Origin of the sequence: Sphingomonas sp. (genome assembly GCF_019749955.1) — a bacterium.
Lineage (GTDB): Bacteria > Pseudomonadota > Alphaproteobacteria > Sphingomonadales > Sphingomonadaceae > Sphingomonas.
In genome coordinates this window covers 54,459-68,580 of the sequence record NZ_JAIEPC010000016.1, presented here as the reverse complement: position 1 = coordinate 68,580, position 14,122 = coordinate 54,459, and the positions used below count along the sequence as shown (strand labels likewise).

The window sequence follows — 14,122 nt, the reverse complement described above, 5'->3', positions numbered from 1 at the left end:
TCAGCACGAACGGATTTGGGCATTCCTTTGAAATCAACGCGCCGCTAAGCTCCATGCCCCGCCAGCCGGTTCTCCCACGCCGTTTGCACCACCGCCTCGAGCACCTCCGCATCCACATCGGCGAGCTTCTTCACATAGAGACACCCCTTCCCGGTCTTGTGCTTGCCTAAGCCCGGCAGCAGCGCGGCGATGTTGGGGGTGCTCGCGCCGACATAGAGGACGGATTCGGCCTTGCGTGGGGAAAAGGCGATGGCGGGCGTGTCGCCCTCGCGCCCGCTTTCGTAGCGGTAGTGGATACTGCCGAAGCCGATGATCGACGGCCCCCACAGCTTGGGCGGCTCGCCGGAAATGTGCGCCATCAAGTCGATCAACACCCGCGCATCTGCCACGCGTTGCGGCGGCTCGACGCGGGCCAGAAAATCCTCGACGCTCACCTCAGTTTCGACGGTCTTGTTTGCCTTGGCCATTCCTTCCCCCTAGTCGCTTGCACCTGTCCCCGCGCCTTCGTAAAGCGCGCCGCTTTCCCGCCTTCAGGAGCTTGCCATGACCGACCAGATCAATCGAGTCGTACTGTCCTATTCAGGCGGGCTCGACACCAGCGTGATCCTGAAATGGCTCCAGCAGACCTATGGCTGCGAGGTGGTGACCTTCACCGCCGATCTCGGCCAGGGCGAAGAACTCGAACCCGTCCGGCGCAAGGCCGAGATGGCCGGGGTAAGACCTGAGCATGTCTTCATCGACGATCTGCGCGAGACCTTCGTCAAGGATTATGTCTTCCCGATGATGCGGGCGAACGCGCTGTATGAAGGGCTGTACCTGCTCGGTACCTCGATCGCGCGGCCGTTGATTGCCAAGCGTACGATCGAGATCGCCAAGATGGTCGGCGCCGATGCCGTCAGCCACGGCGCGACCGGCAAGGGCAATGATCAGGTCCGCTTCGAGCTTGGCTATTATGCGCTCGCGCCCGATATCAAGGTGATTGCGCCGTGGCGCGAATGGGATTTGACCAGCCGCACCAAGCTGATCGAATTCGCCGAGGCCCACCAGATTCCGGTCAGCAAGGACAAGCGCGGCGAAGCGCCGTTTTCGACCGACGCCAATTTGCTCCACACCTCGTCCGAGGGCAAGGTGCTCGAAGATCCGTGGGAGGAAGTGCCCGATTACGTCTATTCGCGCACGGTCAATCCCGAGGACGCGCCCGACACGCCCGAAGTGATCACGATCGATTTCGAGCGCGGCGATGGCGTGGCGCTCGATGGCGAGGGGATGTCGCCCGCGAGCCTGCTGACCGCACTCAACGAGCTGGGCCGCCGCCACGGCATCGGGCGGCTCGATCTGGTCGAGAATCGCTTCGTCGGGATGAAATCGCGCGGCATGTACGAAACGCCGGGCGGGACGATCTATCACCTCGCGCATCGCGGGATCGAACAGCTGACGCTCGATCGCGGCGCGGCGCATCTGAAGGACGAGTTCGCGCCGCGCTATGCCGAGCTGCTCTACAACGGCTTCTGGTTCAGCCCCGAACGCGAGATGTTGCAGGCGGCGATCGACCAATCGCAGGCGAAGGTGACGGGCACGGTGCGGCTCAAGCTGTACAAGGGCGGCGTCTATGTGATTGGCCGCAAGTCGCCCTATTCGTTGTATAGCGAGAAGGTCGTGACCTTCGAGGACGATCAGGGCGCGTACGACCAGCGCGACGCGGCGGGGTTCATCAAGCTGAACGCGCTGCGGCTGCGGCTGCTGGGGCGCCGGGATCAGGGGTAACACTTCGTTATCGCTAGCGTAGCGGGCCGAAATCTGCACCTTGGCCGGAGACGAGCACAACCAACTCTCACCGTTCGCCCTGAGCTTGTCGAAGGGCCGTTCTTTCTTTTCCGGCGGTCGGAAGAAGAAGTACGGTGCTTCGACAAGCTCAGCACGAACGGGTCGAGCGTTATCCACAACCCCAGCCCCCGAAACCCCGCCTTAACCACGGCGCCGCTACCCCGGTGCCATGGGGATTTCGCAGCACCACCGGGCAAATCGCGGCGATGTGCTGCTCGCGTTTGTTTTCTCGTTGCTGCTCGGGCTTGCCTGGGCGGCGCGCGATTGGGGGAGTCTATCGGCGCTCCATTTGCCCGACACCGATGATGCGATGCGGTTGCAGCAGATTCGCGACTGGCTGGGCGGGCAGGCGTTTGAAGATGTGCGGCAGCACCGGCTCGCGGGCGGCCTTGAGATGCATTGGTCACGGCTGCCCGATCTCGTCCCTGCCGCGATCATCACCTTGCTGAGACCGCTGATCGGCGTGCATGCCGCTGAAGTAGCCGCTGTCGTGATCTGGCCGCTGGCCTTGTTCGGCGCGGCGCTGGCGCTGGTCGCGGCGATCACGCGCAAACTCGCGCCCGAGGCGGCGCGCACCGCGATCATCGTTGCGGGGGTTGCCTATCCCGTCACCACGCTATTCGCGCCGGGGCGGATCGATCACCACGGGTTGCAGATTGTGCTCGTGCTGGTCGCGGTGCGCGCGTTGCTCGCCGCGCCCGGTTGGGTGAGCGGGATCGTCGCTGGCGTCGCGACGGGCGCGAGCCTGATCACGGGCATGGAGATGGCGCCGGTTCTGAGCCTCGTCTCGCTGTCCGTCTGGGTCGGCTGGTGGTGGGGCCGCAGCGGCACATCCGGACAGCTAGCCGGGCTCGGAACGGGCCTGAGCGGTACCATCGCGCTCGGTGCCGCAATCTTCGCGACCACCGACTGGGGCTATCCCGCCTGCGACAGCTTCACTCGCACCGTCTGGATGGCGGCGCAAATCGGTGCGGTGGCCCCGCCAGTGCTGGGCCTTGCGACGCCGCTGCTCGGCACCAGATCGCTGCGCGCGGCGGCGAGCCTGATGATCGGCGGAATCGTCGCGCTGCCGCTGCTGCCGATCGCGCATGGCTGTGCGAACCCCTATGGCGCGGTCGACCCGCTGGTGGCGCGACTGTGGCTCGATCATGTCGGTGAAGCGCAGTCGCTGTTCGCAGCACCCTTCGCGACCGCCGTCGCTTATGCCGGACTGCTGATCGCGGGAATTGCCGCGACCTTGTGGCAATTGCGCCGGGGACCGCAGAGCGGCTGGGCGATGCTGCTCGCGCTGCAACTCACCGCCTTCGCCGTCGCCTGTTTCGAACTGCGCGGCGTTTACGCCGGGGTGATCCTCGGAACGCCTGCGCTGGCCGTTGCGATTGGCGAAGCGCGGGCGCGCGGCGCGCTGTGGCTGGCGGGGGCATGGCTTGGCTCGGCCGGGATGCTCTATCCGATTGCCGCGCAGGCCTTTGCGCCGACCGGCACACCGAGCGCCGCGTGCAGCCCGCAAGCAGCGCTCGCCGCGCTGCCGACCGGGACAGTGATGGCGCCAATCGATGTCGGCGCCTATGCGATTGCTGCCGGGCCGCACCGGATGATCGCCGCGCCCTATCACCGCAACAATGCCGGGAACGCGGCGATGTACCGCTTTTTCCTCGGCACGCCCGATGCCGCGCAGGCCATCGCCGCGCGCTGGCAGGTCGATTATGTGCTGCTCTGCCCGAGCGATTTTGGCGAAGTCGACCGTACAACGACCCGCGACCCGCACCGCTTGCTCAGCCAACTTCGCGCCGACAAAGCGCCCGACTGGCTCACCCCGATCGCCACCGCATCGGGGGCGAAACTATGGCGTGTCGCACCCCGCTTGCGGGAAGCCCCCCGCGCAGACTAGAGCGCGCGGATGGCGGGCAAAATCCACTGGTGGCAGACGCGTTGGTTTATCGTCGCAATGGCGGCGATAGCGGCCATCCCGTTGCTGTGGCCGACGATTCCGCCGTTGGTCGATTTGCCGGGGCATATGGGCCGGTACCGCGTGCAATTGTCGGGCGAACAGGCGCCGTGGCTGCTCGACTGGTATGATTTCAAATGGTCGCTGATCGGCAATCTGGGCTTTGATCTGCTGATCGTGCCGCTCGCGCCGATTTTCGGGCTGGAGCTGAGCGTCAAGCTGCTCGTGATCGCGATTCCAGTGCTGACCGTCACCGGGCTGCTGTGGATCGCGCGCGAAGTGCATGGGCGGGTGCCCGCCACCGCGCTGTTCGCGCTGCCGCTGGCGTATAGCTTTCCGCTGCATTTCGGCTTCGTCAATTTCGCGCTGTCGATGGCGCTGGCGCTCAACATGTTCGGGCTGTGGCTGTGGCTCGCGCGGCACAACCGCTTCGCGTTGCGCGCGGTGATCTTCCTGCCGCTGAGCTGTGCGCTGTGGGTGTGCCACACCTTTGGCTGGGGTTTCCTCGGCGTGATGGCCTTTTCAGCGGAGATGATCCGCCAGCATGATCGCTTGCCCGAAACCGCCGATAGCTGGTCCGAGCGTGCAGCGCATTGGGCGGGCGCGTGGGTGCGCGCCGGGATCGGCTGCCTGCCGCTCGCGCTGCCGATCGGGTTGATGGTCGCGTGGCGCAGCGGCGCCGATGTGACGGGCCAGACCGGCGACTGGTTCAACCTGCGCGCCAAGATCAGCTGGCTGACGATGCCGATCCGCGACCGCTGGCAGGCATTCGACATCGCCTCGACCGCCGTGCTCTACCTGATCCTGTTCAAGGGCGTGCGCGACCCCAATATCGAATATTCGCGCAACCTGCTGCTGTCGGCGCTGTTCCTGCTCGCGGTGTTCATTCTGCTGCCGCGCATCGTGTTCGGATCGGCCTATGCCGATATGCGACTCGCGCCGTTCATGCTGGCGATTGCGATGATTGGCCTCCGGCCCAAGCCCGGCCTGTCGATCAGGGGCACGATGACGGTGGCCGCGCTCGGCCTGGCGTTCTTCCTGGTGCGCATCGCGGGCAATACCGCGAGCTTCGCGCTCTACAGCAACAGCTATGACCGCGAGCTGAAAGCGCTCGAGCATTTGCCCGAAGGCGCGCGGCTGGTGAGCTTCGTCGGCGAGACCTGCCATAGCGAGTGGTTCATGAGCCGGTTGCAGCACGTCCCCGCGCTCGCGCTCGAACGCAAGATGGCCTATTCGAACGATCAATGGTCGATGGCCGGCGCGCAGTTGCTGACCACCAAATATCGCCCCGCCGCCCGCTATTCGCACGATCCGTCGCAGCTCGTGACCTATCAGCAATGCCCGCGCGAATGGTGGCGACCGATCGGGCGCAGTCTGGCCCGCTTCCCGCGCGAGGCGTTCGACTATGTCTGGCTGATCATCCCGCCGCCTTATGACAAACGGCTTGAACAAGGACTGATCCCGGTGTGGCGCGACGGCACCAGCGCGCTGTTCAAGATCGACCACGGCAAGCCGGGGCCGGAGCTGACCCGCGACCTGATTACCCCGCCGCCGCCTTCCGAAACGGAGTCATAGCGCCGAGATAGTCGCGGTCGGCAGCGACGGCTTCGCGCTCGCGGACCAGGAAATCGGCCACGGCACGGCGGAAATTGCGATCGGGCAAATAATGCGCCGACCAGGTCGCGACCGGCGCATAGCCGCGCGCCAACTTGTGCTCGCCCTGCGCGCCCGCTTCGACGAATTTCAGCCCCCGCGCAATCGCGGCATCAATCGCCTGATAATAGCAGAGCTCGAAATGGAGGAAGGGCACGTCCTCGGTGCAGCCCCAATAGCGGCCATAGAGCGTGTCGGCGCCGATCAGGTTGAGCGCCCCCGCAATCGGCCGCCCGTCGCGCTCGGCGAGCATCAGCAGCACGCGGTCGCCCATCCGTTCACCGAGCAGCGAGAAGAAGCGCCGCGTCAGATAGGGGGAGCCCCATTTGCGGCTGCCGGTGTCCTGATAAAACACCCAGAAGGCGTCCCAATGCGCCTCGGTCAGGTCGCTGCCGGTGACGTGGCGGATCGTCAGGCCTTCAACAGCGCTGCTGCGTTCCTTGCGGATTGCCTTGCGCTTGCGGCTGGCGAGCGCGGCGAGGAAATCGTCGAAGCACGTATAGCCGTCATTCGCCCAGTGGAACTGCGTGCCCGCGCGGATCAGCCAGCCCGCCGCTTCGAACAACGGGATCTGGTCGGGCGAGGCGAAGGTCGCATGCGCACTCGACATGTCGTGCTGGTCGGTCACGGCTTCGATTGCGGCAATCAGCGCGGGCGCGGCGGCGGGGTCGCGCAGCAACAGCCGCGGGCCGGGCACCGGCGTGAACGGCACCGCCACCTGAAGCTTGGGGTAATAGCGCCCCCCTGCCCGCTCCCACGCATCGGCCCAGGCGTGGTCGAACACATATTCGCCCTGGCTGTGGCTTTTGGCATAAGCAGGCGCAATCGCGGCGGGCGCGCCGTCGGCCCCGTCGACGATGATCGGGATCGCTTGCCACCCGCCACGCGGCGACACGCTGCCCGATTCTTCGAGGATCGAGAGGAAAGCGTGGCTCAGGAACGGATTGCCCGCCCCGGCGCAGGCATCCCAGTGCACAGGGTCAATCCTTCGGACGCCATCGGCGAGTCGGGCAGTCATGGCGCTGGTCACGCCTCCTTAGGTAAGCTGCTCGCGACGAAGGGCAACCACGGCTTGTGGCCAAGGGGCTTGGGTCGATGACGTCAAATCCCCTAATACCAAGTCTCATCGAGCATGACTTATAGCCCCTCCCCTTCAGGGGTGGGGTTGGGGTGGGGCTTATCCGCCAGGCGCACCCTCGGTGAGACTGAGACGCCCCACCCCCGACCCCTCCCCTCAAGGGGAGGGGCTTAAGCAGATGGGTCTGAGCCATGGAGTCTTGGTATAACCGCCAGTTCGTCCCGAGCGCAGTCGAGGGACGGACCACGAGCGAATCGCGCGGTGTCTCGACTACGCTCGACACAAACGGATGTTACGGAGTCGGAAAATGATCGCGCTACATCGACCCGTTCGTTTCGAGCGAAGTCGAGAAACAGGCCACACGCCACGCCCCATGTGCGGGGCCTTTGCTCGACACAGACGGTCAAGCGAGGCTCAACCCGGTCGGAATGGCCCTACCGAAAATTATCCGCGTAAGCCTGCAACTTAAGCGTGCGTTCGGGCGCGGGGATCACGTGGTAGTCGATCCCCTCGCGCGTCGCATAGGCAATCGCCGCCTCGGCGCTGGGGAACGAGAGCCGCAATTGTTGACGGGTGTCGCCCGATCCCGCCCAGCCGGTCAGCGGATCGGGCTGCTTCGCCTCGGCGGGTTCGAATTCGAGCACCCAATCCTGCGTGCGGGCGCGGCCCGATTGCATCGCGTTCTTGGGCTGCTGATAAATGCGTGCGGTCGTCATGACCCCGCCTTATCGCAAGCCTTGCGCGCGTGCATCCGCATTTTTGGTCCTGAGCGTCGCATTGGCGTTCGCTGGGTCGTCGGGCCAGGGGTGGCGCGGGTAGCGGCCGCGCATTTCTTTCGCCACCGCCGCCCAGCTTCCGGCCCAGAAGCCCGGCAAGTCGCGGGTGGTCTGGATCGGGCGCCCGGCCGGCGAGGTGAGGCTCAGCACCAGCGGCACGCGGCCACCCGCAACCATCGGATGCGTCGCGAGCCCGAATAGCGCTTGGGGGCGGAGTTCGACGGTTGGCCCGGCCTCAGCAGTGTAATCGATCGCGTGGCTGCTGCCCGCAGGCGAGTCGAAGCGCGGCGGGGCGAGCCGGTCGATCGCCTGCAGCGCGTCCCAGCCGATGAGGTTGCGCAGCGCGTCGCCCAGCGCGGCGGGGTCGATCTGGTCGAGGCGGCGTTTGCCGTCGAGGATCGGTGTGAGCCATTCCTCGGCGCAGTCGAGCAGCGCGGCGTCGTCGAGCCCGAGTTCGGGCGCGCCGTGCCCGGCGGCGAAGGCGGCGCGCTGGCGCAGCGCCGTGGCTGATTCGGGCCAGGGGAGCAGGTCGAGACCCTGGGTGCGCAGGCCCGTCAGCAGCGCCGCCGCGATGTCGGCGGCATCGGCGCTCGGATCGGGACCGCCACTCAGCCGAATCGCGCCGAGCCGCCGCTTGCGCATCGCCTGCACCCCGCCGGTCGCGGGATCGAAGGTGACGCTCCGGCGCGTTTCGATGCGATCGCCGAACAAGGCCTCGACCGTGACGAGGTCGATTGGCGCGGCGGCGAGGATGCGCGCGCCCGCCGCCATCCCTTGCGTCTCGGCGACGGCAAGCCATTCGGCGCGCGCGAGGCTGGCGGTGGGATCGAGCCTGAAGCCTCTGCCCCCGACCGAGGCCCAGTGTTCGCCGGATGCGTCGCGACGGCGCGCGACGCGATCGGGGAACGCAAGCGCGATGCAGGTGGCGACGTCGAAGCCCCCTCCCCGGCCCTCACCGCCCATGGCGAGCGGGAGTGATTGCGCCCACCTCGCCGCCAGCTTCCGCGCACTCTCCGCCCTTCCCCCGCGCTCGCGGCGCCAGCGGCTCAGCCGCGCGTCGAGGTCAGGGTCATTCCCGCCCAGCCCGCGCTCGCCGAGCAGCACCGCGACTTCCGCCGCCGTCTCGCCCAGCCCCAGCCGCGCGCCTTTGATCAGCATGTGGCCGAGCCGCGGCGGCAGCGGCAGTTTCGCCACCGCCTCGCCGTGCAGCGTCACGCGCCCACCGGCATCAATCGCGCCGAGCGCCAATAGCCGGGTGCGCGCCTCCGCCACCGCTGCGTCGGGCGGTGGATCGATCCAGTTCAACCGACGCGGGTCGCTCACCCCCCAGCGCGCGCAATCGAGCGTCAGCGCGGACAAATCGGCTTCCAATATCTCGGGCGGGTCGAAGCGCGGCAGCCCGGCGGTCGCGGCTTCCTCCCACAACCGGTAGGCGACGCCCGGCCCCTGCCGCGCCGCGCGGCCCGCGCGCTGGGTGACGGCGGCCTGGCTCGCGCGCTCGGTGACGAGCCGCGTCATCCCCGCCGCTCGATCATAGCGCGGGCGGCGCGCCAGCCCCGAATCGATAACGATACGGATGCCGTCGAGCGTCAGGCTGGTCTCGGCAATCGAGGTCGCGAGCACGAGTTTGCGCGTATCGGACGGTGCAATCGCCGCGCGCTGTTCGGCGGGCGGCAGGGTGCCGTGGAGCTTGTGGAGCGCAACCCCGGGCAGATCGCCGAGCCGTTCGGCCACGCGCTCGATCTCGGCGACGCCGGGGAGGAAGGCGAGCACCCCGCCCTCAGCCTCGCCCAGCGCCAGCCGGATCGCGCGCGCCATTTCATCCTCGATCCGCGCTTCGGCCGCGCGACCGAGATAGCGCAGCGCCAGCGGGTAGCTGCGGCCTTCGCTTTCGATCACCGGCGCGTTCCCCATGAGGGCGGCGAACCGCGCGCCGTCGAGCGTCGCCGACATCGCCACCAGCCGCAGATCGGGCCGCAGCGCGCCTGCGACATCGAGCGCGAGTGCGAGCCCGAAATCGCTGTCGAGGCTGCGTTCATGCACTTCATCGAACAGCACTGCCGAGACGCCCGCCAGCTCCGGGTCAGTCTGGATGCGATTGACGAAAATGCCTTCGGTCATGACGGTTACGCGCGTGACGGCCGAGCGCTTGCTGTCCATCCGCGTCGCATAGCCATAGGTGCGCCCGACCGCCTCACCCGCCACCGCCGCCATCCGCTCGGCAGCCGCACGCGCGGCGATGCGACGCGGCGAGAGCAGCAGGATTTCGCCCGAGCACCAATCTTCGTTCAGCAGTGCGGGCGCGACGGCGGTGGTCTTGCCCGCCCCCGGCGGCGCGACCAGCACCGCGCTGGAGGCGGCGCGCAGGACGCCCAGCAACTTCGGCAGCACGGCGTGGATCGGGAGCAGGGTCACGCCCCCACGGCGTCGCTGTCATCCTCGGCGCGGTTGGCGCGCAGCGACGCGTAAAAGGCGAGCGCGATCAGCCCCGCGCCGATCAGCCCGGTCACCGCTTCGGGCACCTCGACCCGCACCGAAATCAGCATGATCACGGCCAGCGCGACGATCGCGTAGAAGGCGCCGTGTTCGAGGAAGCGATAGTCGGTCAGCGTGCCGCGATCGACCAGCATCACCGTCAGCGAGCGCACGAACATCGCACCGATGCCGAGCCCCAAAGCAATCACGAACAAATTGGTCGACAGCGCAAAGGCGCCGATCACCCCGTCGAGCGAGAAGGACGCGTCGAGCACTTCGAGATAGAGAAACGCCGCCAGCCCCGATTTCGCGACCGCCTGCGTCGCCGCCGCGCCACTGCCGTGCTCCGCCCCGCCACGTTCGAGCAGCTCGCCCATCGCGTCGACCGCGATATAGGTGACCAGCCCGATGATCCCGGCACCGAGGAAGGTCATCGCTTCGGCGGGCGCGATCAATTGGGCGATGCCGTACAGCGCAATCAGCACCAGGCTGATCGCCAGCCCCGAAATGCTCGATAGCTGTGCGATCGGCCGTTCGACGACACCGATCCAATGCACGTCCTTGGCTTCGTCGAAGAAGAACGACAGCCCGACCATCGCCAGAAACGCGCCGCCAAAGCCCGAAATCGCGGCATGCGCTTCGGTGATGATCCGTTCGTACGAGACCGGATCGGACATCGCGAGCATCATCGCGTCAACCGGGCCCATCCTGGCGGCAATCGCCACAATCGCGAGCGGGAAGACGATCCGCATGCCGAACACCGCGATAATGATGCCCCAGGTCAGAAAGCGGCGCTGCCACACCGGGTCCATGTCGCGCAGCACCGTCGCGTTGACGACGGCATTGTCGAACGACAGCGACAATTCGAGCACGCCGAGCACCAGCACGATCCACAGCACGCCGGTCGTGCCCATCACCGTGTGCGTCATCGACCAGCCGAGCCACGCGGCGATCCCGAGGCAGACAGCCGTGAACACGATCGATTCGCGGAAATATTTGAGCATCAATCCCCCGAGCGCGAACCACCATCCGACGTCGCTCGGCGGCGACGACCCTGCCGCCGACGTTACCGGGACAGCGGCGCGTTACAACGGTTAGCGACGGCCAACAATCGGCTTTGGCGAGAACGCGCTGAGCGGGATGGCAGAAGGTCGTGCCACCCCCTGCCCGTTAGTGTCGAGCGACGTCGAGACATCGAGAAACCGGAGTGCGTCGCTTGTGGCCTGTTTCTCGACTTCGCTCGAAACGAACGGGTCGATGGACAGATATCAGACCTCAATCAGGATCAGAAAGCGCGCGAGATGGCGAATTCGACCGCTTCGACCATCGCTGCCTTGGCGTCGCTCGCGCCGAACGGGCCGAGCGCGTCGATCGCGCGCTGGCCATAATGGCGCGCGCGGGCGAGCGTGTCGTCGATTGCGCGGGTTGCGCGGATCAGTTCGATCGCGCGCGCGAGATCTTCGTCGCTGTCGCGCCGCCCCTCAACCGCGTCCTTCCAGAATTTGCGCTCGTCAGGGCCACCGCGCGCATAAGCGAGGATCACCGGCAGCGTGACCTTGCCTTCGCGGAAGTCGTCGCCCGCATCCTTGCCCATCGTGCCCGCGTCGGAAACATAGTCGATCGCGTCGTCGACGAGCTGGAACGCGATCCCCAGATTGCGGCCATAGGCATCGAGCGCGCGTTCCTCGGCATCGTTGCGTTCGGCGACGACCGCCGAAATCCGGCAGGCAGCAGCGAACAGCGCCGCCGTCTTGGCGCCGATGATGTCGAGATAGCGTTCCTCGCCCAGATCGACCTTGCGCGCGGCGGTGAGCTGATTGACTTCGCCTTCCGCAATCACGGCGCTGGCCGAGCTCAGGATTTTCAGGACTTTCTGGCTGCCATCCTCGACCATCAGCTCGAACGAGCGGCTGAACAGGAAATCGCCGACCAGCACCGTCGCCGGATTGCCCCAGATCGTGTTGGCGGTGCGCCGCCCGCGCCGCAGATCGCTGCCGTCAACGACATCGTCGTGGAGCAAGGTCGCGGTGTGGATGAATTCGACCGCAGCGGCGAGCCGGTGGTGGCGCGTGCCTTCATAGCCGATCAGCCGCGCGCTTGCGAGCGTGAGCATCGGCCGCATGCGCTTGCCACCGCCCGCGATCAGATGCCCGGCGAGTTCGGGAATCAGCGGAATCTGCGACTGCATGCGATCAAGGATCACCGCATTGACGAGGTTCAAATCGCCCGCGACGAGCGCGATCATCGGATCGAGCGACGCCTGGCGCTGGGGGAAGCGATGGACGGTGGCGGTCATGGTGCGGCGCATCTGGCGCCTTGGCTGCGCAAAGGCAAGGGGCGGGCTTGCGCGCTGCGATGCGGGCACGCAAAAAGGCGGCGGATGGACAAGAGAATGGGACGCGCGATGACCGACGACACGCTGAGCGGCTATCGCAAGAGCATCGACAATATCGATGCCGCGCTGATCCACCTGCTCGCCGAACGCTTCAAGGTGACGCAGGCCGTCGGGCGTTACAAGGCCACCCACGACCTCCCCCCCGCCGACCCCGCGCGCGAGGCAGCGCAAATCGCCCGCCTGCGCGCGCTGGCGAAAGACGCCGAGCTCGACCCCGAATTCAGCGAAAAGTTCCTGCGCTTCATCATCGACGAAGTGATCCGCCATCATGAGCGATTGCAGGGGTGAGGTTTAGCTTGGGTCAGCCATATTTACGATTGAAGCTCGCATCGCTGGTAAACAAATAAACTATTGCTTCGATGAAGGCGATAGCACTCGGAATAAATGTCCAGCAGAAGAGTAGATACAAGACACCCCAGCCTGTTCGGCCAAGATAAAACTTATGCGCTCCAAGACCGCCCAAAAAAAGCGCCAATATGATGGCCGCAATACGGCTTTTATTGGCTGATGGCGCCGCGTATCCGGAATTATGGGAAACCGCTGCATTCATATATACAGGGCCACTCGATCGCTCGCTAGCCCGGAGCGCTTCCTCCGCCTTCCGCATCGCGACATCAATAGTTTCTCCGCAATGCTTACATTTCTTTGCGCGTATGGAAACGCGTTCAGCACAAAACGGACATTCTGACGTATCAGCATCAATGGGTATCGGCTGACTTGACGGTGTGCTTGAAGGCGTAGCGTTTATTTTACTCCCCTAGAATAACGCGAGTTCGGCTCAAAATCAGGCTAATGACGCGCCTAGCATTGACTCATCATATTTTATATTTGTCAATTGTATAGCCGTTGCGCGACCCACAGATAATGGCGCACTGTAAGAACACCCCCTCGGACATCTGAGCACCGTCCCTAAAACCACGACGGCAACGTCCCCCGCCGCCGGACGGGCCGTAGCAGAAGTGATCCGCCACCATGAGCGGTTGCAGGGTAACCTCCCTTGGCGCCTCAGCGCGGCACGAAGATCGGAAAGAAGCGCGTCGTCTGAATCGTGAAGCTGCCCCGCGGCTGCGACGCGCAATTCATCGGCGCGCGGCCATAGGCGGCCTGGTCGAGGCACCACAATGCGCCCGCGACATTGCCAAGGATCGCCGCCCGGCCCGCCGCGCGCGCGCGGACGCTGGCATCGCCACCGCCCTGCAGTTCGGCCGATGTCGTCACGTCGCGGTTGAAGATCACCTGGCCATTGTCGACCCGTTTCAGCTCATAATGGATCGTGACGTTGGCCTTGCTCGACAGGCCGATCTTGAACGGCAGGTCGAAATCGACCCAGCTCACCTCGAGAGTCGCCTTGGGCGCGACGCCGTCGGCGGCGAGCATGTTCGACTTGGCGAGCGTCTCGCGCAGCGCCTCGGTCAGCTCCTTGGGGCGCGTGACGAGGATGAAGGTCCCGCCGACCCGGTTGGGCATCGCCACAATCGGCGCGAGCGCGACCTTGCCGAACAACGGATGGCTCGCCGCGACCGGCGCCGGCTTGTACGGCGCAAAGCCGCCCATCCACGCATAGGGCGACAGCGGCATCGGATCGGTCGCGGCGGCCGGGGCGGCAGCGAGCAACAGGGCGAGCGGGAGGGCGACTCTCATATTTTGCCGAGTAGCGCCAATCACTTGACGAAGCGCGACTGGGGAAGGTTAACGGGTCGAATGCGGCCTGCCTGAACATCATGTTAGAGTGCCGTGCGCTGCCGACCCGGCGCGCGAGGCAGCGCAAATCGCCCGCCTGCGCGCGCCGGCGAAAGGCGCCCGCGCTCGACCCCGAATTCAGCGAGAAAATCCTGCGCTTCGTCATCGACGAAGTGATCCGCCACCATGAGCGATTGCAGGGGTAAAACAGTGGCAAGGTGTGACTGCATCACCCTTCGTCACTGAGACGATTGACTATCAATATCTACATAGGTAGATATTGAGCATGGCAC

The 14,122-nt window shown here is 65.8% G+C and carries 12 protein-coding genes and 1 pseudogene; 5 read left to right on the top strand and 8 right to left on the bottom strand.

What is annotated here, in order from left to right:
- Nucleotides 1-44: 44 nt before the first annotated feature.
- A complete protein-coding gene (locus K2W81_RS05620; protein ID WP_294102119.1) occupies nucleotides 45-467 on the bottom strand; it encodes a DUF1801 domain-containing protein in 423 nt (140 codons plus the stop codon).
- Nucleotides 468-543: 76 nt separating this feature from the next.
- On the opposite strand from K2W81_RS05620, the gene K2W81_RS05615 reads away from it, so the two are divergent.
- From K2W81_RS05615 to K2W81_RS05605, 3 genes are all read left to right on the top strand, one after another.
- Nucleotides 544-1,764, top strand: coding sequence for an argininosuccinate synthase (locus K2W81_RS05615; RefSeq protein WP_294102117.1), 1,221 nt, complete (start codon nucleotides 544-546; stop codon nucleotides 1,762-1,764).
- A 229-nt stretch (nucleotides 1,765-1,993) separates the two neighbouring features.
- Nucleotides 1,994-3,715, top strand: a complete 1,722-nt coding sequence (locus K2W81_RS05610; RefSeq protein ID WP_294102116.1) for a hypothetical protein — start codon at nucleotides 1,994-1,996, stop codon at nucleotides 3,713-3,715.
- A 9-nt stretch (nucleotides 3,716-3,724) separates the two neighbouring features.
- Nucleotides 3,725-5,347, top strand: coding sequence for a hypothetical protein (locus K2W81_RS05605; RefSeq protein ID WP_294102114.1), 1,623 nt, complete (start codon nucleotides 3,725-3,727; stop codon nucleotides 5,345-5,347).
- Here the strand turns inward: K2W81_RS05605 and K2W81_RS05600 are convergent.
- The 5 genes from K2W81_RS05600 to K2W81_RS05580 form a co-directional block, all read right to left on the bottom strand.
- The gene (locus K2W81_RS05600; protein WP_294102211.1) at nucleotides 5,313-6,443 is read right to left on the bottom strand and encodes a GNAT family N-acetyltransferase; all 1,131 of its coding nucleotides are present in this window, start codon (nucleotides 6,441-6,443) and stop codon (nucleotides 5,313-5,315) included. The two genes, K2W81_RS05605 and K2W81_RS05600, sit on opposite strands and share 35 nt — an antisense overlap.
- Before the next feature lie 494 nt (nucleotides 6,444-6,937).
- Complete coding sequence (locus K2W81_RS05595; RefSeq protein ID WP_294102113.1) at nucleotides 6,938-7,219, bottom strand: ETC complex I subunit; 282 nt, start codon at nucleotides 7,217-7,219, stop codon at nucleotides 6,938-6,940.
- 9 nt (nucleotides 7,220-7,228) lie between these two features.
- Nucleotides 7,229-9,694 (bottom strand): ATP-dependent helicase HrpB, encoded by a 2,466-nt coding sequence (hrpB, locus tag K2W81_RS05590; RefSeq protein WP_294102111.1) that lies wholly within the window; start codon nucleotides 9,692-9,694, stop codon nucleotides 7,229-7,231.
- Nucleotides 9,691-10,758 (bottom strand): DUF475 domain-containing protein, encoded by a 1,068-nt coding sequence (locus K2W81_RS05585; RefSeq protein WP_294102109.1) that lies wholly within the window; start codon nucleotides 10,756-10,758, stop codon nucleotides 9,691-9,693. The genes hrpB and K2W81_RS05585 overlap by 4 nt, the downstream gene beginning before the upstream one ends.
- Before the next feature lie 281 nt (nucleotides 10,759-11,039).
- Complete coding sequence (locus tag K2W81_RS05580) at nucleotides 11,040-12,050, bottom strand: polyprenyl synthetase family protein (protein ID WP_294102108.1); 1,011 nt, start codon at nucleotides 12,048-12,050, stop codon at nucleotides 11,040-11,042.
- 108 nt (nucleotides 12,051-12,158) lie between these two features.
- Here K2W81_RS05580 and K2W81_RS05575 point away from each other — a divergent pair, with 108 nt between their 5' ends.
- Nucleotides 12,159-12,437, top strand: a complete 279-nt coding sequence (locus K2W81_RS05575) for a chorismate mutase (protein ID WP_294102106.1) — start codon at nucleotides 12,159-12,161, stop codon at nucleotides 12,435-12,437.
- Nucleotides 12,438-12,450: 13 nt separating this feature from the next.
- Here the strand turns inward: K2W81_RS05575 and K2W81_RS05570 are convergent, their stop codons facing one another.
- Together K2W81_RS05570 and K2W81_RS05565 are read right to left on the bottom strand one after the other, a co-directional pair.
- Complete coding sequence (locus K2W81_RS05570) at nucleotides 12,451-12,756, bottom strand: TM2 domain-containing protein (protein ID WP_294102105.1); 306 nt, start codon at nucleotides 12,754-12,756, stop codon at nucleotides 12,451-12,453.
- 398 nt (nucleotides 12,757-13,154) lie between these two features.
- Complete coding sequence (locus tag K2W81_RS05565) at nucleotides 13,155-13,790, bottom strand: hypothetical protein (protein ID WP_294102103.1); 636 nt, start codon at nucleotides 13,788-13,790, stop codon at nucleotides 13,155-13,157.
- A gap of 100 nt (nucleotides 13,791-13,890) precedes the next feature.
- On the opposite strand from K2W81_RS05565, the pseudogene K2W81_RS05560 reads away from it, so the two are divergent.
- Nucleotides 13,891-14,035, top strand: a pseudogene (locus K2W81_RS05560) (chorismate mutase); the annotation flags it as partial.
- Nucleotides 14,036-14,122 lie beyond the last annotated feature (87 nt).